Genomic DNA, 21,706 nt, shown 5'->3' with positions numbered 1-21,706 from the left:
TCATTCCCCGCTATCTGGGCCGGGACGATCCGTCTCCGGCGCAGCATCATCATCGACTATAGGCAAAAATCCGGCGTTGTGCAGCGCCTCTTTGGCAAAAGGCACGGAAATCTTACGGGATGATGACAAGGAGGCCTGATTGAGGAGAGCAAGAACGGCAGCGACGACCGCATAGCGTCGTTCCAACCGACGGGAGATCCATTCCGGCGCATCGGCGGAAAAGGCGGAACCAGCCCGCGCCAGACCCGTCTCGATCAGGGCGCGGACAAGATCATGATCCGGCTCCGCGATCGCCACATGCGGCGCGGCGGCGAGCCGTGAGCGGAGGTCCGGCAATGTCACCGTCCATTGCGCGGGAGTGCTTCCGGCTACCAGCAGCAGCGGCGTATGTGTGTCGAGCGCCCGGTTCCACGCATGGAACAGCGCTTCGTCCGTCATGCCCTCGACCGGATCGATGATTGTGCCACTCGATATCGCGGCAAAGTGCCGCGCCAGCGTCGTTCGCCCCGACCGCGGCGGGCCGCTCAGCACCGCCACCGGAATCGGCCAGTCGCGCCACTGTTCGATATGGCGGGCGGCAAGGCGGTTTGCGTCGCTGACGATGAAAGCATCACCACCACCCGGTTCGCCCGCGCCCGCCTTCTGCGCCCCCTGCCCCGCCCAGTCGAAGGGCAGGCCCAATTGGCTCACGGCGCACCGCCCTGCTTACGGCTGATGCGCAGCACCGATCCGGTGCCCGCCACATTAAGGCCCCGCGCCTGCAATGCCGTGCGCAGCATATCGCTGGTGCCGTCAAAACTCACCTGCATCACCGATGTGCCACCCAGCGCAAGGCTGCTCGTCGCCGCCGAACGGACGCCAGGAATGGCCCGGACCAGCGCCTCGCCCTGGCTGACCGAACCCACATCGGGCGTATCGAACTGTATCGTGAAACTCGCCGTTCCGGTGGCCGCAGCGTCGCCGGTCTCGATCACCGCATCACTGATATTCTCGATTTCAAGATCGCTGGCGTTGACCGGCTCATCGATCACCAGCGACGGGTCGGGTCGCAGCCGCCCGTCGATCAACGCCTGCGTGTAGAGCGTGTTGATGCGTCGAACGCCCTCATCGAGCATTTTGGGCAGGTCAGCTTCACTCGCCACGCGCAGGCTGAAAGTACCGATCAGCATGTTGTCCGGGCCATAACGCGCGGAAAATTGTCCTTCGACCGGCCCGCCCGGCCATTGCCGTTCCAACCGCGCGATCGGGATCACGACGTCGGCCGCGCCATACTGGTCGAGCAAGACACGCCACCAGTTGCGCCCGCGCCGTCCGGTCTGCGCGGCATTCAACAGCAACGCGTCCGGCCCGGTGCCGCTGGTGCGCACATAGTCGATCTGGCTGTCCCCCGTGCGATAGCGCGCCCAGGCCTTTTGCCACTCGTTGATCGTCTCGAAGCTGACGGCGCTGCCACCCTGCCACAGGACAGGAATCACAAGCAGCGGCGGGGACCGCAACCCACCTCCGCTCACGCCCAGAATCTGTCCAGCCCGCGCCCGGTCGAACAGCACGCGCAGCGACGCGATATAGCGGGTGGGGCCGATCTGCTCCGATTCGATCTCGATGCCCGACACGATCTGGTCAAGCTGCGAATCGGACAGGCCCGGCGCGCCGCCGCCATTGGTGTTGGCCCATAATTGCCGCCACGCCAGCCGTTGCGCCAGCCGCCACCCCGCCGTGCGGGCGGCGTCGGCGGTCCCCGCCGCGACATCGACCTTGATGCCGCCGACCTCGAAGTCGCCGCTGCTGGCGATCGGCGGAACCCCGCGCTCGCCCTCCATCTGCGCGACGAGCATTGCCGCACCCAGACCGAGCAGCACGGCCGCCGGAATCAGGAGCCAGCGCCCAAGCGGCGGAAGCCGAAACATGCGCAGAGAGGGGAGCGAGGCAATCACGGCGCCCTTTTGGCGACAAACCGCACGAAATCCAAGTGGCATTTGCGGGACGACCGCCCTCGCGCGGAGTATGACAAAAGCGGTTTCCCCTTTGGCGCAAAATGCTCTAGGCGCTTTTGCCCATGAGCGAGCCAAACGACACCGCACCGACCTCCTACAGCTACGCCCAGGCGGGCGTGAACATCGCCGCGGGCAATGCGCTGGTCCGCGCGATCGCGCCGCTGGCCAAGTCGACCCGCCGCCCCGGTGCGAACGCGGACCTCGGCGGCTTTGGCGGCTTTTTCGACCTCAAGGCGGCGGGCTTTCGCGATCCCTTGCTCGTCGCGGCAAACGACGGCGTCGGCACCAAGCTGAAGCTCGCGATCGACCATAACCGCCACGACACGGTCGGCATTGACCTCGTCGCGATGTGCGCCAACGACCTTATCGTGCAGGGCGCGGAGCCTTTGTTCTTCCTCGACTATTTCGCCACCGGGCGCTTGGAGAACGGCATTGCCGAGCGGGTTATCGCCGGGATCGCGGACGGCTGCCTCCAGGCGGGCTGCGCGCTCATCGGCGGCGAGACCGCCGAGATGCCGGGCATGTATGCGGACGGCGACTATGATCTTGCGGGCTTCTGCGTTGGCGCTGTGGAGCGGGACGAAGCGCTGACCGGAACGGCCGTGGCGGCGGGCGACGTGCTGCTCGGCCTTGCCTCCTCCGGAGTGCACAGCAACGGCTTTTCGCTCGTGCGCCGCCTCGCCGCCGACAAGGGGTGGAAGCTCGACCGGCCCGCCCTGTTCGACAATGAAGTGTTGCTGATCGACGCGCTGATGGCCCCCACGCGCATCTATGTAAAGCCGCTGCTCCCCGTCATCCGCGCGGGCCAGATCCACGCGCTCGCCCATATCACCGGCGGCGGGCTGCTGGAAAACATCCCCCGCGTCTTGCCCGAGGACTGCCATGCCGTCGTCGATGCCGACGCGTGGGAACAGCCGCGGTTGATGGCCTTCCTCCAGGCACAGGGCAATATCGAGCCGGAGGAAATGGCGCGCACGTTCAACTGCGGCATTGGCATGGTGCTCGTGGTTGCGGAAGAGAATGTGGCCGCAGTCACCGCCGCACTCAGCAACGCAGGCGAAACTGTCCACCGCATCGGCGCGATCGAGGCGGGCGAGAAGGGCTGCACCGTGCGCGGTTCAGCGGAAGCATGGAGCGCCCGTTCCGCCTGGGAAGCGACGCATAATGGCTGAGCAGGCAGCGCGCGCGAAAGTCGCCGTGCTGATCTCGGGGCGCGGATCGAACATGGCCGCCCTGCTCTACGCTGCCAAGGCCGCCGACTGTCCGTTCGATATCGTGCTGGTTGCCGCCAACGATCCGGACGCGCCGGGCCTTGCGCTTGCTGCCGCGGAAGGCGTTGCCACCTTTGCGCAGAGCCATGTCGGGCTGAAGCGCGCCGAATTCGACGCGATCATCGACGCAGAAATCCGCAAGGCCGGCGCGCAATATATCGCGCTTGCGGGCTATATGCGGCTGCTCTCCCCGGAATTCGTCGGCCGGTGGGAAGGACGGATGCTCAACATCCACCCGTCGCTGCTGCCGAAATACAAGGGTCTCCATACCCACGAACGCGCGCTCGAGGCGGGCGACAGCCACGCCGGATGCAGCGTTCATATCGTCACGGCGGAACTCGATGACGGCCCGGTCCTCGGCCAGACCGAGGTCGCGATCCTCCCCAGCGACACGCCCGACACGCTCGCGGCCCGCACGCTGATTGCCGAGCACCAGCTCTACAGCCGCGTGCTGGGCGCCTATGTGTCGCGCTATGCCAACCCCGACTGGATCATCGGGCAGGTCGACCGTCTGGCTTCGGCCCTTCCCGAAGTGGCGCAGCGCCTCTCCCACGGGGCTCCGGGCTGGCGCACCGGTGAAGCCGCTTCGGCCAAATTCTTCGCCTATGTGTCCGTTCGCCACCATGGCGAAGACGCGATCGCCCTGCTCGTCAAGACCGATGGGCAGGACGAAATGGCCGCGCTGATCGAAGCCGATCCGGACATCTATTATCGTCCCGATTATTACGGCACTTCGGGATGGATCGCGATCCGCCTCGACCGGCCGGATACGGACTGGGGCCATGTCGACCAATGGCTTCGCCGCAGCTGGCAATCGGTTGCCCCCAAACGCCTCGCCCGTTTGGCCGAGTGGCTTTAGGCGTCAATCGTTCAGGGCAGCGGCCGGCTTCTCGCCTTCCTTTGCCAGGATCTGCCACACCGCGATAAACAGCGCGGCGACCACCGGCCCGATGATGAACCCATTGAAGCCGAACACTTCCAGCCCGCCAAGCGTAGAGATCAACACGACATAATCCGGCAGGCGCGTGTCTCGCCCCACCAGAATGGGGCGCAGCACGTTGTCCACCATGCCGATGACGAACAGTCCGCAAAACACCAGCACCGCCCCCTTCCACACCGCGCCGGTCAGCAGCAGGTACAGCGCGACCGGCACCCAGACGAGCCCGGTCCCGATCGCGGGAAGCAGCGAGAAAAGGCCCATCGACACCCCCCACAGCAGCGCGGCATGCACGCCCAGGGCCCAGAACACCACACCGCCGATGATTCCCTGCACGATCGCGACAATGATACTCCCCTTGATCGTCGCCTGCACCACGGTAACGAACTTTTCGAGGATCGCCTGTCGTCGGTCTGCCGCCAACGGCACCATCGTTTCCAGCCGAGCCGCTAGCGCCTTGCCATCCCGGAGCAGGAAAAAGGTGAGATACAGCATGACGCCGAGCGACAGGAAAAAGCTCAACGTGCTCTGCCCGAAATTGAAGGCATGGGCGGCAAGCAACTGGAAACTGCTGGCAAGTCCGCTGTTGAGCCGTGACCGGATCGCGTCGTAATCGGTAAGGCCGAAGCGCTCCAGCGCGATGTGCGCCCATTGCGGCAGCGCAGCCTGCACCTGAAGGAAATAATGCCCGAAGTCGATTTCGCCTGACCGGATCTGGGTATAAACCCACGTCGCCTCGCGCAGCAACGCCATACCCAGGACCATCGTCGGTACGATCACCAGCGCCACGATCAGCAGGAGCGTCGCCCCTGTGGCAAGATTTCGACGCCGAGGCCATCGTCGCAACAGTCGCTCGTTTACCGGCGCGAACAGGATAGCGGCCACGACACCCCAGAGAATGGCGCCGAAAAACGGCTGGAGTATCCACGCAAACAGCAGTGTCACAGCAAGGGTGAAGACCGCGAAGCTTCGGTTCTGGAGCCGCTGCATGGTGTGTTTCCCCCTTTTGGTGGCAATTGTCGCGCCCGCCCTCATAGCGCCTGCACAACCCGCAATGCCATAGCTATGTCCCGTCACATCGCCCCGTCTCTGTACGAGAGACAAAGCCGCTGGCAGCGGCAGGGACGCACCGATCCGATTTGCCTTTCGTTCGCCCAGGCCCCTATTATGACGGGACCATGACCTCATCCCATGCCCGAAGCCCGGCGAGCGGGAACGACCTTGCGGTCCAGCGCAGACAAACCAAGCAGGATCGTTCGGCGGTCCGGCAACAGCGAATTACGCAAGGCGCGATTATCGCAATCTCAGACTATGGTATCGCGGGCATGACACACAGGTCCGTTGCCAACAAAGCCGGCGTGTCACTGGCCGCAACCACCTATTATTATGCGACGAAGAACGACATCATCGCCGATGCGTCACGGGAATTGCTCGACGGCTATGTCGCGGCGTTCCATCGCTTCGCCGACAAACACCGGGGCAACGCCAACCGGCCGACTTTTCGCGATTTCGCCTTCAAACTTGTCTTGAACGCCATGGACAAGCACAGCGTCGCGTCGGTCGCCTGGTGTGAGATCATCGCAAACATATCGCGGCAGCCCGAACTGGGGCATCTCGCGCGCGACTGGTTCAGCGCCCTGCATGAGGTTTGGCAAGAAATCGCCGGGGTGTTGGGCGCCGACGATGCCGAAGGAGCCGTTACGTCGGCCATTGATACGGTAATCGGCTTCCTGTTCATCCTGCTCCCCCTGAGGTTGACCGAAAGCGAAGCACACAGCCTGCTTTTCGGCGCGGGCGGTGACCCGGCGCCCCACTTCCCCGCTCCGCCCCCGGTTTCTCCTGCAAAGGGTAAGAAAGCGGCCGAGACGCGCGAGCGGATTCTCGCGGCTGCGACGGATATCCTCATCGACGAGGGCGCCGAAGCCCTGTCTTTTCGCCGCGTCGCGGAAAGGGCGGGACTGACCCCAGCCGCGCCGACCTATTATTATCCCTCCATTTCCACACTCTCGAATGCCGCCCAGCAGCGCCTCTTCGAAAATTCAAAGACACGCTACCGGTCGGTGATGAGCGCGATCGATTATGCCCGACTCGATCTTGACCAGCTGGTCGACGTCACGACCACCATCTTCCTGAGGGAGGCCACCGAATTTCGTGACCTGAGCCGGGCAAGCTATCCCGTTTATATCCAGTCCCGGCGCGATCCCGTGCTGCGCGCCGGATTGTGGGGGCTTGATGAAGAACAGCGGCGCCGGTGGCTGCAGGTTCTCGCGACCGTGATGCCCGGTTCTTCTCCGCTCTATGCGTGGATCATGCCCGCCCTGTTTATCGGCAAGCTTATCCGCATCCTCTCGATGGGCGGCGACATGGAATTGCTGGCAAAAGTGCGCACGGAATTCGCCTATGATCTGGGCGCGATGGCTAAAGACCAGCACTGGAGCAGTTCCAAACAAAAATAGGCACAATCGTTCAAAAATTATTGACAAGTCCACTCCGGGTTCGTAGCGCAAGCTCACGAATTGGGCTGTGCGGCGTTCCTGGTTGTTGCTGGGTGCCCGCCGCACCCCGAATAACGAGGAGTTGCCAATGTCGATTGATCTGTCTGGGCGGGTTGCCGTCATCACCGGTGCGGGCGGGGGCCTGGGGCGCGAGCATGCGCTGCTGCTGGCCAGCCGGGGCGCAAAGGTGCTCGTCAACGATCTGGGCGGCGCCACGGACGGAACCGGCGGTTCGCTCTCCGCCGCGCAAAAGGTGGTCGATGAGATCAAGGCCGCCGGGGGCGACGCCATCGCGAACGGCGGGTCGGTCACGGACTATGCGCAAGTCGAAGAGATGGTCGCGCTGGCGGTGGACACATGGGGACGGGTCGACATCCTCGTCAACAATGCGGGCATTTTGCGTGACCGCACCTTTGCAAAGATGGATCTGGCCGATTTCCGCATGGTCGTAGACGTGCATCTGATGGGCGCGGTCAACTGCACCAAGGCGGTTTGGGACATAATGCGCGCACAGAATTACGGCCGCATCGTCATGACGACATCCTCTTCGGGGCTATACGGCAATTTCGGCCAGTCCAACTATGGCGCGGCCAAGATGGCGCTGGTCGGACTGATGCAGACGCTCGGTCTGGAGGGCGAGAAGAACAATGTCCGCGTAAACTGCCTCGCGCCCACGGCTGCAACGCGCATGCTCGAAGGGTTGTTGCCGCAGGAGAAGCTGGACGCCCTCCACCCCCGCGCAGTCAGCCCCGCGGTTCTGGCGCTGGTCGCCGAAGAAGCCCCGAACCGCAAGATTTTCTGCGCGGGCGCGGGCAGTTTCGAGCAAGCCAATATCACCCTCACCCCCGGCCTGTATGTCGGGACTGCGGCCGATGCCGCCGAACAGCTTCTTGCCAACCAGGACGCGCTGGCCAACCGCGACGGAGAATTCATTCCCGCCAACGGATTTGTCCAGAGCCATCTCGAACTCACCAATGCGGGTTTGATCGAGAAATCTGCCGAGGAGGCCCTGTGATGCGCGACGCCGTTATCGTTTCGACCGCGCGCACGCCGATCGGGCGCGCGTACAAGGGCGCTTTCAACATGACGCCCGCGCCGACGCTGGCCGCGCATGCCATCCGCGAAGCGGTCAGCCGCTCCGGCGTCGACCCGGCGGAAGTCGATGACGTGCTCATCGGCGCCGCGCTCCAGCAGGGGCATCAGGCAACCATCGGCCGCACCGCTGCCCTGCGCGCCGGGTTGCCGGTCACGGTGGCGGGCATGTCGATCGATCGGCAATGCTCGTCCGGCCTCATGTCCATCGCCACGGCCGCCAAGCAGGTGATCGTCGACCGCATGGATGTCGTGGTGGCGGGCGGTGTAGAATCGATCTCGCTGGTGCAGACCAAGGAGTTGCGCGTCACACCCGACCCGGAACTCATCGCGATGGTTCCGGATGTGTACATGCCGATGCTCCAGACAGCGGAAACCGTCGCAGCGCGTTACAAGATCAGCCGTGATGTGCAGGATGAATATGCGCTTCAGTCGCAGCAGCGTACAGCCGCCGCGCAAGCATCCGGGGCGTTCGACCAGGAAATCGTTGCCGTCGACGCGACGATGGGCGTGCAGGATAAGGCCACCGGGGCCATCTCCCAACAGGCGATCCGCCTGACGAAGGATGAGGGCAACCGGCCGGAAACGACACTCGACAGCCTGCGGTCGCTCAAGCCTGTGGTCGAGGGCGGGGTCATTACGGCGGGCAACGCCAGCCAGCTGTCCGATGGCGCATCGGCCTGCGTCGTGATGGACGCAAAGCTCGCCGAGCAGCGCGGACTCGCTCCGCTGGGCCGCTATGTCGGCATGGCGGTTGCGGGCACCGAGCCCGATGAGATGGGCATCGGTCCTGTCTATGCGATCCCGAAACTGTTGAAGCGCTTTGGCCTCAATATGGACGATATCGGGTTGTGGGAGCTTAACGAGGCATTTGCCGTGCAGGTTCTGTACTGCCGCGACATTCTCGGCATTCCGAACGATTTGCTCAACGTCAACGGTGGCTCGATCTCGATCGGCCATCCTTATGGCATGTCCGGCGCGCGTATGGTCGGCCATGCACTGATCGAGGGCAAGAAGCGGGGCGTGCGCTATATCGTGATCACCATGTGCGTGGGCGGCGGCATGGGTGCTGCCGGCCTGTTCGAGGTGCTGTGATGACGGTCGCGGCGATCTCGCTGGACGAATACCGGCAGCGCATTGGCACGACGATCGGGACGTCCCGCTGGTTTTCCCTGGATCAGCAACGGATCGATACCTTCGCCAAGGTGACCGAGGATGAACAGTTCATCCATGTGGACCCGGCGGCCGCCGCCCAGACGCCGTTTGGCGGGACCATCGCGCACGGGTTCCTCTCGCTCTCGATGCTGAGCGCCATGGTCGCGTCCGCGGTTCCGCCGATCGCGGGGACGCAGATGGGCATTAATTACGGTTTGAACAGCGTGCGTTTTGTGAAGCCGGTGGCATCAGGCCAGAAAGTTCGTGGCGTATTCGTTCTAAAGGATGTTGCGGAACGCAATCCGGGGCAGTGGCAATCGACGCTTGGCGTCAGCGTCGAAATCGAGGGTGAAGACAAGCCGACCCTTGTTGCCGAATGGCTCATCCTGGCCGTGGTGGAGCCGGTCGCCGCCTGACTAGTGTCTGTCATGGGCTAAGCCTGATTTTGGTACAGTTGTATAACGGATCGCCCTGATCGCTCGTGACTGCGGGTTAGGCGCGTCCATATGGAGGATATCGTGAGCATCATCGTCGACAGCCGCAATCTCGACTTCATTCTCTTCGAGATGCTCAACCTCACGGACATCCTGAACTCGGAGCAATTTGCCCATTGCGACCGCGCGGTCGTGACGCAGATCCTCGATTCGGCACAGCGCCTTGCCGAAGATCTCTATCTTCCGTCCGCCGCGCGGCTGGATGCGTCTCCGCCCGAATTCGTCAATGGCGGTGTGGAAATCATGCCCGAGGTACAGACGGCGCTTGCGGCCTATGCGGAGGCCGGACTCTCTGCACAAGCGTTCGATCATGCGCTGGGCGGGCTGCAACTGCCCTTTTCGGTCAGCATGGCAGCCAATGGGATGTTCACTGCCGCCAATCTGGGCATCTCGAACTACTCCATGCTGACAACCGCCGGCGCGCATCTGCTGGCGGCGTTCGGTACAGAGGAGCAGAAGGCGCGCTATGCTGTTCCCTTGATCGAAGGGCGCTGGTCCGGCACGATGTGCCTTTCCGAACCACAGGCTGGCTCCTCGCTCTCCGATATTACGACACGGGCAGAGCCCGCCGGGGACGGCACCTATCGCATTTCGGGCACGAAGATGTGGATATCCGGTGCAGCGCATCACATGACGGAGAACATCGTCAACCTGGTGCTCGCCAAGATCCCCGGCGGCCCAGCCGGGGTGAAGGGTATTTCGCTGTTTATCGTACCCCAGCGCCTCGTCGCGGAGGACGGAACCGTCGGCGAGGAAAACAACATCACGCTGGTTGGCCTCAACCACAAGATGGGGCAGCGCGGCACGACCAACTGCCTGCTCAATTTTGGGGAAACCGGGCCAACGGTGGGCTATCTGATCGGCGAGCCGCATCGCGGCCTGCACTATATGTTCCACATGATGAATGAAGCGCGCATTAGCGTAGGGCATGGCGCCACCATGTCGGGGCTGGCAGGCTATCTCTATTCGCGCAACTACGCGCGGGAGCGCCTACAGGGCCGCCGGATCGGCCAGAAGGACCCGCAGTCGCCACAGGTGCCCTTGGTCGAGCATGCGGACATTCGCCGGATGCTGCTCGCGCAAAAGGCGCAGGTTGAGGGGGCGCTTGCGTTGTGCTCCTATTGCGGCCTGCTCGTCGATCAGCAAGCCTTGGCAGACGGGAACGAGCGGGACGATCTCACCCTGCTGCTGGAAGTGCTGACGCCCATCGCCAAATCCTGGCCCTCGGAACATTGCCTGGAAGCGAATAAATTGGCGATCCAGATTCTTGGCGGCGCGGGCTACACGCTCGATCATCCGGTCGAGCGCTTCTATCGCGACAACCGCCTCAACCATATTCACGAGGGTGCATACGGCATTCAGGGGATAGATCTGCTGGGCCGCAAGGTCCGCATGGCAGGGGGCCGGGGACGGGATTTGCTGGTCGCACGCATTACCGAGACGATTGAGCAGGCATCGGTCGTACCGGCGCTTGCAGATTTCGCCCGTCAGCTGACCACGGCGCTGGAGGCGTTCCAACGGGCAACCGACGCGTCGCTCGCCTGTGACAACCAGGAACGGGCGCTCGCCAACGCGACCCTTTATCTCGACGCGACGGGCACTGTTGTGGTGGGATGGCTGTGGCTGTGGCAGGCACTGGTGGCGGCACGCGCGCTCGAGACAGGCGACGCAGCGCCCAGCGCCTTTTACGAGATGAAGATCACCACCTGCCGCTATTTCTTTCGGTATGTGTTGCCACTGGTCCACACCGGGTTCGCGCTGGTCGAAGAGCTGGACGACGTCTGCCTGTCGTGGACTCCCGAACAGCTCGAGTTTGTGTAACACCGCAGGCGCTACAAAAAGCAGAGCACCTAGAGCGACCGAAGCGCTTGCGCGGGGCGCACGGACATGATCGGTATCGATCCGAGCAGGCCGATGAGTAACGTCAGCGCCCCGCCACACACCAGCGTGATCGCGATCAGGAGCCAGTCGGGCGACCAGGCAAACTCGAAAATCCGCACGATCACGAACCATGCCGCCGCCAGCCCCAGTCCCAGCGCCAGGAACGCTAGGGTCGTCGCCAGCAGTGCATATTCGATCGCCTGGCTGCCCAGAATCTGCCAGCGCGTAGCGCCCAGCGTCTTCAGGATCACGCTGTCATACGCCCGGGCCTGCCGCGAGGCTGCTATGGCGCCGACCAGCACCGCTATACCGGCAAGGATCGCTACCGATCCGGTGAGTGTAATCGCGGTGGCCATCTGGCCGAGCAGCGATGTGACCTGACCCAAAACCTCCCCCACCTCGATGATCGACACCGACGGGAAGGCCGACAACAGCGCGCGGGTCAGCCGCCCCCCGGCTGGCCCGTCCGCCGTGTCGGTGATCGTTGCCGCCAGGTTATGGGGCGCGCCGCGTAGGCTGCTCGGCGACACGACCATGATATAGTTGAAGCCCATCGTCTCCCACTTCACCTCGCGCAGGGATGCGATGCGGGCATCGATCTCCCGGCCCAGAATGGACACGACCAGCCGATCGCCAATCCCGACACCCATGACCTTTGCCACGTCGCGGTCTAGCGAGACGAGCGGCGGGCCTTCATAGCCTACCGGCCACCACTGCCCCTCCGTAACCTCCGACCCTTCGGGCACGCGATCGCTGTAGGTCACACCGCGCTCACCACGCAGGAACCAAGCGTCCTTGGGCAATTCGTCGAGGTCGGCCACCCGCGTATTGCCATAGACCAGGATGGTGCCGCGCAGGTTCGGTACGATGTTGAGTTGGGCCTTGGGAGCCTCACGCCGCACGATCCTCTCGAACACCGGCTTTTGGTCGATGGGTATGTCGAGTACGAACTGATCGGGAGCGGTCCGCGGCACGGTATTGCGTATTTCCGCATTGAGGCTCGACTGGATCGCCGCAAGTGTCACAAACAGGGTCAGCCCAAGCCCCAGCGCCACCACCAGCGCGCCCGTCTGCGACCCCGGACGATAGAGATTGGAGATCGCCAGGCGCAGCAGCGGTGTCTTGGGTCGGGGCATCCACCGCGCGATCCGCCGTACCAGCAGGCCGAAGCCAAAAAGGACGCACAATGTCGCCCCGACAGCGCCCAGCACGGCAGCGGCAAACAGCGGTTCGCGCGCGGTTCCGAGCGCCAGTGCCAGCGCGGCCAGTCCGGCCAGTGCCAGGGCGATGCGGCTCTTGCGGTCCATCGCGCCCCTCGTATCGACCGTCTGGCGGAAAAGCGCGGCGGCCGGCAGTAAGCGGGCATGGGCCAAGGGCGGCAGCGTGAAGATAAAAGCCACCAAAAGGCCATAAGCGGCACTGGTCAGCAAGGGCCACGGCGACACAGCGAAGGAAGGCTGGACGGGCAGCAGATCGCCCATGGCGCCGAGTAACAGGGCGGGCAGTGCCGCCCCGACTACCAGCCCGCACCCGGTTGCCAGGGCCGAGACCATCCCGACCTGCATCAGGTAGATACGGGATATGTCCCTCGCCGACGCTCCGAGGATCTTCAGCGTTGCGATGCCGTTACGCTTCATGGCGAGATAGGATGTCACGCCGTTGCCCACGCCAATCCCGGCAATTGCAAGGGCGCTCAGCCCAATGAGCGACAGGAACTGCCCCATGCGCTCGAAAAAACGGCTGGTCCCCGGCGCCGCATGGTCGCGATCCTTGATTTCGAACCCGGATGCGGGGAAAGCGCGCTTCAGTTCCTCACCTGCTGCGCCCACGTCCGTTCCCGGTGCGGCGCGAATGCGGTATTTGATCTGATACAGGCTTCCCGGCTGAAGCAGACCTGTACGACGAACGCCATCGAGCGTTGTAATCGCGACCGGGCCAAGCGTGAACCCCTCGCCCACCCGATCAGGTTCATCGACGATGATGTCGCGGATGCGAAAATCCGCATTGCCGTAGCGCAGCGTCTGCCCCGGCCTGAGAGCGAGCCTGTCGGCCAACGCTTGGCCAATGACTACTTCGTCGGCCTTGAGCGTTCCCGCTGCGCCAGACTTTAGCATCAACGTGCCGTAGAGCGGATATGCGCCGTCAACGCCTTTCAATTCGGTCAGCACGGCCGCGGGACCGCCACTCCCGCCCGCTCGTTGCGCCATGGCCCGCAAACGCACGGTTTCGCTTGTCACCCCGATCCGGCCGAAGGCTGCCCGCTCCGCTTCATGCGCTGTGCGCTGCGATACGGCGACCTCGACGTCACCGCCGAGCAGCGTTTGGCCTTTGCTGGAAATTTCGCCGGTGATTGCGGCGGTCAGATTGCCGATAGCCGCCAATGTCCCGACACCCAGGAACAGGCAGACGAACAGCAACCGCAGTCCGCGCAGCCCCTGTTGCAGATCGCGCCGGGCAATCCGCCAGCACCCGCGCCAGTCGAGATTCTGGGTCATGCTACCCGTTCGGAGACGATGTGCCCGTCGCGCATTTCCACGATGCGGTCGCATCGGGCGGCCAGCGCGGGATCATGGGTGATAATGACCAAAGTCGCGTCATTGGCGACCTGTCGTGCAAAGATTAGGTCGACGATCGCGTCACTGGTCGCTCCGTCGAGATTCCCCGTTGGTTCGTCAGCAAACAGGATGCGTGGGCCGGGCGCCACTGCTCTGGCTATGGCGACACGCTGCTGCTCGCCCCCTGACAATTGCGCGGGATAATGATGCAACCGATGGCCCAGCCCCACCGCCTCTAATTCCGCTGCGGCGCGGGTGAAGGGATCGGCCGTCCCGGCCAGTTCAAGCGGCACGGCGACATTTTCCATGGCGGTCATCGTCGGCAGCAGATGAAAACTTTGCAGGATGATGCCGATCCGCCCGCGCCGCGCCCGCGCCAGTCCGTCCTCATCGAGCGGGCCATAATCGATATCGGCCACCCGCACGCTCCCCCCGCTTGCGCGTTCGAGCCCTGACAGGATCGCCATCAGCGAGGATTTGCCGGAGCCTGACGGCCCGAGAATAGCAAGGCTCTCTCCCTGCCGGATCGAAAGATCGACGCCCTTTAATATCTCGGTCTGGCTGAGCGACAGGGTGACATTCCGCGCTTCGATGGCGATATGGGGCGGAGCGGACGATCCGTGCATGAACGAAGGAACTCCTGATGGCGCGACACTGGCCAACATATGTGGTCTGCGGACTGATTGTGCAAATGCTGCTTGGCTGTTCCGGTGAACCCGCAGCTAATAAGGCTACGACCGTCAACGCTTCGGATGTTCAGGTCGTTGCACCCAAGGCGGACGGCAACCTGGTCGTGGCATTCGGGGACAGCCTCTACGCAGGCTATGGCGTTGCCCAGAATGAGAGCTTTCCGCACGAGCTGGAAAAAGCCCTGAAGGCAAAAGGTGAAAACGTGGAAGTCCGGAATGCCGGCGTGTCAGGCGAAACGACACAGGCCGGTCTGCAGCGGCTGGAGTTCACCCTCGATGGCCTGCCCCGCAAGCCGGATCTGGTGCTGCTTGGGCTGGGCGGCAACGATATGCTGCGTGGCCTCGATCCGGCACAGAGCGAAAAGAACCTGCGCGCCATGCTGGACATCCTGAAAGCGCGCAAGCTGCCTGTCGTGTTGACCGGGATGCTGGCCGCCCCAAATATGGGCGCGGACTATGCCACGCGGTTTAACGCGATCTATCCGGCGTTGGCCAAGGCGTACGACGTGCCGCTGTACCCGTTCTTCCTGGAAGGGGTTATCGGTGACGCCCGGTATATGCAGGCCGATTCCGTCCATCCCAATCCGGCGGGGGTGGACATCATCGTCGGCAAAATCGCCCCCTTGGTATCCGATAAGCTGGCGCCCTAAAGACAAGGCTTGGAACGTCGACGGCATCCTGCCTGACAGTCCGCATATGGGGCAACAGCGGGGGAAAGGGTTCACCACTCGGCTAACCCCTCCGTTCATGGTGACCCCTACGGGAATCGAACCCGTGTTTCAGCCGTGAGAGGGCCGCGTCCTAACCGCTAGACGAAGGGGCCGCTGTGAAAGCGGAACGGGGACGCGGTAAACCTTCGTCCCCGAAGAATCAAGCCGCTGCCTTGCGCCTTTCCGCCAGTTCGTCGTTGAGCATCTCGGCCAGCAGAAACGCGAGTTCCAGGCTTTGCGCCGCGTTGAGGCGCGGGTCGCAATGCGTGTGGTAGCGGTCGGCCAGCCCCTCATCGGTGATGGCGATGGCGCCGCCGGTGCATTCCGTCACATTCTGCCCGGTCATTTCCGCATGGATACCGCCGCCGAAGCTGCCCTCCGCCCGGTGGACCGCGAAGAAGCCGCGCACCTCCGCAAGGATCCGCTCGAACGGACGCGTCTTGTAGCCGTTCGCGGCCTTGACGACGTTGCCATGCATCGGATCGCAGGACCACAGAACCGGATGCCCTTCGCGCATCACGGCGCGCACCAGCTTGGGCAGGCCCGCCTCGATCTTGTCATGCCCGTAACGGGTGATGAGCGTCATGCGCCCTTCGATCCGGTCCGGGTTCAGCGTGTCGAGCATACGCAGCAGCGCTTCCGGCTCCAGGCTCGGCCCGCATTTCATGCCGATCGGGTTGCCGATCCCGCGCAGGAACTCGACATGGGCCGACCCGTCAAAGCGGGTGCGGTCGCCGATCCACAGCATGTGCGCGGACGTGTCGTACCATCCGCCGGTCAGGCTGTCCTGCCGCGTCAGGGCCTGCTCATAGGGCAGCAGCAGCGCCTCATGGCTGGTGTAAAAGCTGGTGCCCTTGAGCTGCGGCACGGAATCGGCATCGATCCCACACGCCTGCATGAAATCCAGCGCCTCACCGATGCGGTCGGCCATCTCCGAGAATTTCTTGGCCCATGGGCTGCGGCCCATGAACTCCAGCGTCCAGCGGTGCACCTGATGCAGATTGGCGTAGCCGCCCTGCGCAAAGGCGCGCAGCAGGTTGAGCGTCGCCGCCGACTGGTTGTAGGCCTGAACCATCCGCTGTGGGTTGGGTTCGCGCCCGTCCGCCGTGAAGGCAATGTCGTTGATGATGTCGCCGCGATAGCTGTCCAGCTCAACGCCGTTGACTGTCTCCGTAGGCGCGGAACGCGGCTTCGCGAACTGCCCCGCCATGCGGCCGACCTTGATGACCGGCAACTTGGACGCGAAGGTGAGGACCACCGCCATCTGCAGCAGCACGCGGAATGTGTCGCGGATGTTGTTGGGATGGAACTCGGCAAAGCTCTCTGCGCAATCGCCACCCTGAAGCAGGAACGCCTCGCCGCGCTGTACCTGCGCCAAATCGGCCTGAAGCGCCCGCGATTCGCCGGCAAACACCAGCGGCGGATAATTGCGCAACTGCCCCTCCGCCGCGTCAAGCGCCGCCGCATCGCGATAGACAGGCATCTGCTGCCCTTCGTGGTTCCGCCAGCTGTCAGGCGTCCAGTTCGCCGCCACCTTATGCTCCTGTTGCTTGCCCCGAGAGAGTCGGGATTGCCCTATGACCGGTGAACCCGATTCAGGCAAGCCTTCCATATATTCCTCGCAGGGCCGCATCACAAGCGGTGGCCGGCCTTGTCGCCCTTGCGCTCGTTCAGGCCGCCATCGCGCCCTGGACCGCGCGATGGGTGATACTCATCTCATTGTCCGGCATGTCGATCCGGAAACTGTTGACGAGATCGGTCAGAGCATTGGCCTCTGACGCCAGCGAACGCGCCGCCGCACTTGCTTCCTCGACCATGGCCGCGTTCTGCTGCGTCATCTGATCGAGATCGCCTGTCGCCGTATTGACCTGAAGCAAAACGAGCGATTCCGTCTCGATCGTGTCAGCGATACTGCGGACCAGATCCGAGATATGCGTCATCCGTTCGACCAACCGATCGAGCGTTTCGCCCGCCTGCCCCACCAGCGCCACGCCGTTTGACACCTGATCCGCACTCGATGTGATCAGCGCCTTCACATCATTGGCTGCTGCCGTTGTCCGCTGGGCGAGGTTGCGCACTTCGGCGGCCACAACCGCGAAACCCGCCCCCGCCTCGCCCGCACGCGCCGCTTCGACGGCGGCGTTGAGAGCGAGAAGATTGGTCTGAAAGGCAACGTTGTCGATCAGGCTGATGATCTGGCCGATCGCGTCCGACGACCCCTTGATCTCATCCATCGCACCGATTGCCTGATGGACGATCGCGCCGCCGCGCAGCGCCTCATCGTGCATGTCGCGCACGTTGATCGTCGCTTCCTTCGCGGTACTGGCCGCGTCGCGCACCGCCGCCGTTGCCGTGGTCATCGACGCCGATGTCTCCTCGAGCGATGCGGCCTGCTGCTCGGTGCGGATGGAGAGGTCGTGCGACGCCTGCGCGATCTCGCCCGACCCGCTCCGGATGGCTTCCGACGCGCGCGCCACCGCCTGCAGGGCGCTGCCCATCGCCGAAAGGGCCGAATTGAAATCCCGGCACAATTCTTCGTAGCGTTCCGAGAAATGCTGGTGGATGCGGAAGCTGACATCGCCGTCGGCAAGGTGACGCAGCGCCTCGCCCAACACCTCGATGATCGCGATGCGCTCGCGCTCCTGCTCGCGTCCGGCATCCTCAAGAGCCCGCTTCTCGATCTCCGCCTGGCGGAACATCATCAGCGAGCGGGCCGCCTCGCCGATTTCGTCGCGCCGTTCACTTCCGTGGATCGTGTGCGAGATATCGCCTTGCGCCATCACTTGCATAACGCCCGTCATCCGCGACAGAGGCCGCACCACCCGCGCAAGTATGATCCAGCAGAACAGGCCCACGCCCGCAACGATGGCAAGGCCCGTCACCGTCAGCGCCCACAGCGCATTGCGCAGATGGATGTTCGCCTGCGCTTTCAACCCGGCCTGATGTTTCGCGGCGAGGGCAACCGCTGCCTCGATTTCCCGCCGATGCGTTACGAACAAGGGGGTGACGGCGTTATCGTGGCTGGCCTGCGCCGCGTCATAGTCGCCTCTCTGGATGGCGGGTATGAAATGCAGATCGAGTTCGTCCCAGAATGCATCGGCATCGCGAAACGCGACCTTCAGTGCCCCGCGTATTTCGGGCGTCAGGGGCTGCGACATCCAATAGTCCCTGCGGCGCCGATACTCGTTCCGCAATACGGCAAGGCGCTCAATATGGGGCGCCGCTCCCCGGATATCCTCGACGCTCAGCGTCGCCTCCATGAACGGTTCGATGATGAACGCAGGCGGGGGCAGGATATCGGCGATCAGGTCGGACGCGTGCTGGCTGCCCTGCTCCAGCGGTCCACCGATCCGGATCAGCCCGATACGCGACTGCGCGACCAACGCCGCCCCGCACAGCAAGAGGATCAGCGCCAGGGCACCCAGACGCACGATGTTCCTGATTGTCATATTCGATCACCTGCACGACATGTGTCGTTGCATTATAGGACGATGCGGATGCCCTGCGTGGATGTTCCCCTTGGCGCCCCTCTCAACGGCGACATTTCGCACAGGCGTCATGGGAAGGGATTGCGCTGCACCGACTCTTCGGCTAGTTCGCCCCGATCCACGCAATGACGCATTGTTGGCCCGATGGCGGAGTGGTTACGCAGAGGACTGCAAATCCTTGCACGCCGGTTCGATTCCGGCTCGGGCCTCCAGCCATATCCCCGATCAACGGCAAAAGATTGAACGCGGCGCCACGGCCGCGCAATTCTGGGCGTCTCCGCCAGATCCGGATAAAATAGCGGTGTGACAGAGAAACCGACATTAGGGCTAATTTGAGGGCGTTTCCGGCAAAGTCTCTGCGGCGATTTCTGCAGCGACGGTTTTGGCCGGACTGCTGTCTTTGTTGCTATGTGGGTGACAGCGTCGGTGGTGGCGTTGGTGGGATTATAGTCCTTGTTACCGGTGAGCTACTTGACCCTGTAGAGGTCGCGAAGCTTGAATGGCCGTTTTGGCTCAACGTTGACGCCTGCGTTCGAGGGCTGCCGTGCATGCACGGCGGGGTCTAGTCTGAATGTCCCATGATATTTCTCCGATGGCCAATGAGAGGATACCGCCGCCGAGGTTGCCGCCTTGGGCCGCAGGTGTATCATGTGTTGGAACAGTGATACGAACGGCGCACGGCGGGTCCGGGTACCACAGAGGGCGCCATTCAGCCGAAGGAAATGACGATGGAAGCGGTCAGGATCTATGAGTATGGCGGTCCCGAAACCCTCAAGTATGAAAGGGATGCTCCCGAGCCAGCGCTTGACCCGGGCTCAATCCTGATTGCGGCAGTCGCCACCAGCGTGAACCCGATCGACTGGAAGATCCGTTCCGGCGCTCGGCAGAAGGATTTCCCCCTCGATCTGCCGGCGATCCTCGGCAAGGACGTGAGCGGCATGGTGCGGGAGGTCGGGAGGGATGTGCGCGGCTTCAAGCCCGGCGACCGCGTGATCGCGATGGCGGACGCGACCTATGCAGAGTATGTGGCAGTTCCCGGTGCCTTAACCGCCCATCTGCCGGACGGGGTGGATCTGGTTGACGCCGCAGCCATCCCGCTCGTTGCTCTCACGGGCGAACAACTCATCCGTCTCGCAACGCAGGCAACGGCCGGTCAGACCATTCTCGTCACGGGTGCTCTCGGCAGTGTCGGCCGTGCGGCTGTGCATGTGGCCCAGAAGCTCGGCGCCAAGGTGATCGCCGGTGTGCGGGCAAGACAGGTGCGCGAGGCGGAAGACCTCAATGCCTTTATGACCGTCGCGCTGGATGACGATGCAGCGCTGGCAGAACTCGAAACGGTCGACGGGGTGGCGGATACGGTCGGCGGCGAAACGGCTGCCAAGCTTTTCGGCAAGGTAAGAAGCGGTGGCCGGTTTGGGTATGCATCGGTGCTCCCGGACGACGTTCTGGCGAAATACCCCCATGTCCACGTAAGCCGGGTTTTTGCGCGGCCTGATCCGACCACGCTCCGCGAGTTTGCGGAGGACATCCGTGATGGGAAGTTCGCTTTGCCGATTAGCCAGCGCCTGCCGCTGCGTGAGGCGGCGGCCGCTCACGAACAGCTGCAGAGGGGCGGAGGGGGGAAGGTCGTCCTTAGAATAGAGGGCTGAAGCTTCTGGGCACTCATAACATCGCGTGGTCATCTTCTCGACAGCGACATGGGTATCCGCTGCCGGGAGACAACGACCTGAATGACGGTTCGCGACAAAAACATACCCTTTAGCCAATTTAGCTGCCGTTCCCGCGCCGGGCGCTGATCGTCCGAATCTGCCTTCCGTTCGTGGTGTTATCGGTGGGCGACGCTGGCTGGGAGCCATTCGCGACGTTAAGGCGGATAATCGCCATGACACTCGGTATCGGCCTTCTCGTACTGCTTGCCGCTGTGCTTCACGCAAGCTGGAATGCGCTGCTGCGTGCTGGTTCGGATCGACTGTGGTCGATGACGGTCATGTGCATCGCCATCGCAATAGCCTGCGCAATCCTGGCTCTGATCGTTCCAATGCCTGCGCGAGCGAGTTGGGGCTATGCTGTCTTCTCGGCGGTGTTGCATGTAGGATACAATCTCTTTTTGGTACGAACCTATCGCAGCGGCGATCTTGGACAGACCTATCCGATCTCGCGAGGCTCCTCGCCGCTGTTGGTGTCTCTGGGAGCGGCGATATTCGCCGGTGAGTTGCCCGATCCGATCAGCGCTATGGGTGTGTTGATGGTCTCGGCAGCTATCCTGTCGCTGGCATTCCAGGGCGGTAAGGTGGGCCTTGGAAGTCTCCCATATGCGCTCGGCACAGGATGTTTCATAGGCGCATACAGCGTCACTGATGGGATCAGCGTTCGGCTTTCGGGCACCGCGGTGGGGTATACGGTATGGATGTCCTTGCTCTGGGGCGTGATGGCGCCGCTCGTCTATGTCGCGATCCGTGACTGGCGCAGCCTGATCCGGGGACCGAGCGAAACATGGCTAGCTGCGGGCGGCGGCATCGTGTCACTGATCGCGTATGGGATTATCATCCACGCTCTGTCGCTTGGCGCCATGGGGCCAGTTTCGGCGCTCCGGGAAACGAGTGTGGTGTTCGCCGCGCTGATCGGCCGCTTCTTCCTCCAGGAACGACTGACCGCTTACCGCATTACTGCCTGCATCGTTGTCGCGATGGGCGCGATCTGCATCGGCCATGCTGGAGGCGGCATCCCTTCGGCCCTGAATGCCCATATCTTGCGCCCCAATCGCTAAAAGCCGACAGCGCTTTTACAACAAAGAAAGCTTCACCCGCAGACTCGGACGAACGGAAGGGTGAGGACGAGATTGTGGCGGAATGCGTGAGCGGTGTTCACTTTCGGATAACAATGACTGCCGTGTGGCGTGAAACCGGACCCACCAGCTTGCGAAAACGTGGTATTTTCCAGTCCTG

Annotated in this window: 17 protein-coding genes and 2 tRNA genes; 11 read left to right on the top strand and 8 right to left on the bottom strand. The window is 63.3% G+C overall.

Annotation, left to right across the window (positions count from 1 at the left end; all coding sequences use genetic code 11):
- Together FHS92_RS14040 and FHS92_RS14035 are read right to left on the bottom strand one after the other, a co-directional pair.
- Positions 1 to 690, bottom strand: coding sequence for an HdaA/DnaA family protein (locus tag FHS92_RS14040; protein WP_425506256.1), 690 nt, complete (start codon positions 688 to 690; stop codon positions 1 to 3).
- Positions 687 to 1,976 (bottom strand): heavy-metal-associated domain-containing protein, encoded by a 1,290-nt coding sequence (locus FHS92_RS14035; protein WP_425506255.1) that lies wholly within the window; start codon positions 1,974 to 1,976, stop codon positions 687 to 689. Before FHS92_RS14035 ends, FHS92_RS14040 begins: the two co-directional genes overlap by 4 nt.
- An 80-nt stretch (positions 1,977 to 2,056) precedes the next feature.
- On the opposite strand from FHS92_RS14035, the gene purM reads away from it, so the two are divergent.
- Both purM and purN read left to right on the top strand, forming a co-directional pair.
- Positions 2,057 to 3,166 carry a phosphoribosylformylglycinamidine cyclo-ligase gene (purM, locus tag FHS92_RS14030; RefSeq protein WP_184081371.1) on the top strand — a complete coding sequence of 370 codons (1,110 nt, stop codon included), beginning with the start codon at positions 2,057 to 2,059 and terminating at the stop codon, positions 3,164 to 3,166.
- A complete protein-coding gene (gene purN / locus FHS92_RS14025) occupies positions 3,159 to 4,124 on the top strand; it encodes a phosphoribosylglycinamide formyltransferase (protein ID WP_184081370.1) in 966 nt (321 codons plus the stop codon). Before purM ends, purN begins: the two co-directional genes overlap by 8 nt.
- Positions 4,125 to 4,127: 3 nt before the next feature.
- On the opposite strand, the gene FHS92_RS14020 is transcribed toward purN, so the two are convergent.
- The gene (locus FHS92_RS14020; protein WP_184081369.1) at positions 4,128 to 5,192 is read right to left on the bottom strand and encodes an AI-2E family transporter; all 1,065 of its coding nucleotides are present in this window, start codon (positions 5,190 to 5,192) and stop codon (positions 4,128 to 4,130) included.
- 188 nt (positions 5,193 to 5,380) lie between these two features.
- On the opposite strand from FHS92_RS14020, the gene FHS92_RS14015 reads away from it, so the two are divergent.
- From FHS92_RS14015 to FHS92_RS13995, 5 genes are all read left to right on the top strand, one after another.
- The gene (locus FHS92_RS14015; protein ID WP_221231074.1) at positions 5,381 to 6,658 is read left to right on the top strand and encodes a TetR/AcrR family transcriptional regulator; all 1,278 of its coding nucleotides are present in this window, start codon (positions 5,381 to 5,383) and stop codon (positions 6,656 to 6,658) included.
- A 127-nt stretch (positions 6,659 to 6,785) separates the two neighbouring features.
- The gene (locus FHS92_RS14010; RefSeq protein ID WP_184081367.1) at positions 6,786 to 7,712 is read left to right on the top strand and encodes an SDR family NAD(P)-dependent oxidoreductase; all 927 of its coding nucleotides are present in this window, start codon (positions 6,786 to 6,788) and stop codon (positions 7,710 to 7,712) included.
- Entirely contained in the window at positions 7,712 to 8,884 is a 1,173-nt protein-coding gene (locus tag FHS92_RS14005) for an acetyl-CoA C-acyltransferase (RefSeq protein WP_184081366.1), read from the top strand. Before FHS92_RS14010 ends, FHS92_RS14005 begins: the two co-directional genes overlap by 1 nt.
- Positions 8,884 to 9,360 (top strand): MaoC family dehydratase, encoded by a 477-nt coding sequence (locus FHS92_RS14000; RefSeq protein WP_184081365.1) that lies wholly within the window; start codon positions 8,884 to 8,886, stop codon positions 9,358 to 9,360. The genes FHS92_RS14005 and FHS92_RS14000 overlap by 1 nt, the downstream gene beginning before the upstream one ends.
- 102 nt (positions 9,361 to 9,462) lie before the next feature.
- Complete coding sequence (locus FHS92_RS13995) at positions 9,463 to 11,259, top strand: acyl-CoA dehydrogenase C-terminal domain-containing protein (protein ID WP_184081364.1); 1,797 nt, start codon at positions 9,463 to 9,465, stop codon at positions 11,257 to 11,259.
- A 29-nt stretch (positions 11,260 to 11,288) separates the two neighbouring features.
- Here FHS92_RS13995 and FHS92_RS13990 read toward each other — a convergent pair whose 3' ends face one another.
- Positions 11,289 to 13,814 (bottom strand): ABC transporter permease, encoded by a 2,526-nt coding sequence (locus tag FHS92_RS13990; protein ID WP_184081363.1) that lies wholly within the window; start codon positions 13,812 to 13,814, stop codon positions 11,289 to 11,291.
- Positions 13,811 to 14,500, bottom strand: coding sequence for an ABC transporter ATP-binding protein (locus tag FHS92_RS13985; protein ID WP_184081362.1), 690 nt, complete (start codon positions 14,498 to 14,500; stop codon positions 13,811 to 13,813). Before FHS92_RS13985 ends, FHS92_RS13990 begins: the two co-directional genes overlap by 4 nt.
- A gap of 17 nt (positions 14,501 to 14,517) precedes the next feature.
- On the opposite strand from FHS92_RS13985, the gene FHS92_RS13980 reads away from it, so the two are divergent.
- Positions 14,518 to 15,213 (top strand): arylesterase, encoded by a 696-nt coding sequence (locus FHS92_RS13980; RefSeq protein WP_184081361.1) that lies wholly within the window; start codon positions 14,518 to 14,520, stop codon positions 15,211 to 15,213.
- Positions 15,214 to 15,311: 98 nt separating this feature from the next.
- Here FHS92_RS13980 and FHS92_RS13975 read toward each other — a convergent pair.
- The 3 genes from FHS92_RS13975 to FHS92_RS13965 form a co-directional block, all read right to left on the bottom strand.
- Positions 15,312 to 15,386: transfer RNA gene (locus tag FHS92_RS13975), tRNA-Glu, on the bottom strand.
- Positions 15,387 to 15,433: 47 nt separating this feature from the next.
- Positions 15,434 to 16,807 carry a class II 3-deoxy-7-phosphoheptulonate synthase gene (locus FHS92_RS13970; RefSeq protein WP_184081360.1) on the bottom strand — a complete coding sequence of 458 codons (1,374 nt, stop codon included), beginning with the start codon at positions 16,805 to 16,807 and terminating at the stop codon, positions 15,434 to 15,436.
- Between the two features lie 136 nt (positions 16,808 to 16,943).
- Complete coding sequence (locus FHS92_RS13965; protein ID WP_184081359.1) at positions 16,944 to 18,722, bottom strand: methyl-accepting chemotaxis protein; 1,779 nt, start codon at positions 18,720 to 18,722, stop codon at positions 16,944 to 16,946.
- A gap of 177 nt (positions 18,723 to 18,899) precedes the next feature.
- Between FHS92_RS13965 and FHS92_RS13960 the strand changes: the two genes are divergently transcribed.
- The 3 genes from FHS92_RS13960 (at position 18,900) to FHS92_RS13950 (ending at position 21,528) form a co-directional block, all read left to right on the top strand.
- A tRNA-Cys gene (locus tag FHS92_RS13960) sits at positions 18,900 to 18,973 on the top strand.
- A gap of 516 nt (positions 18,974 to 19,489) precedes the next feature.
- A complete protein-coding gene (locus tag FHS92_RS13955; protein ID WP_184081358.1) occupies positions 19,490 to 20,410 on the top strand; it encodes an NADP-dependent oxidoreductase in 921 nt (306 codons plus the stop codon).
- Between the two features lie 233 nt (positions 20,411 to 20,643).
- Positions 20,644 to 21,528, top strand: a complete 885-nt coding sequence (locus FHS92_RS13950) for a DMT family transporter (RefSeq protein WP_184081357.1) — start codon at positions 20,644 to 20,646, stop codon at positions 21,526 to 21,528.
- Positions 21,529 to 21,706 lie beyond the last annotated feature (178 nt).

The organism is Sphingobium subterraneum, from assembly GCF_014199435.1.
GTDB classification, from domain to species: Bacteria; Pseudomonadota; Alphaproteobacteria; order Sphingomonadales; family Sphingomonadaceae; genus Sphingobium; species Sphingobium subterraneum.
The sequence above is the reverse complement of the archived record's forward strand: the minus strand, read 5'-3'. Positions and strand labels throughout refer to the sequence as shown.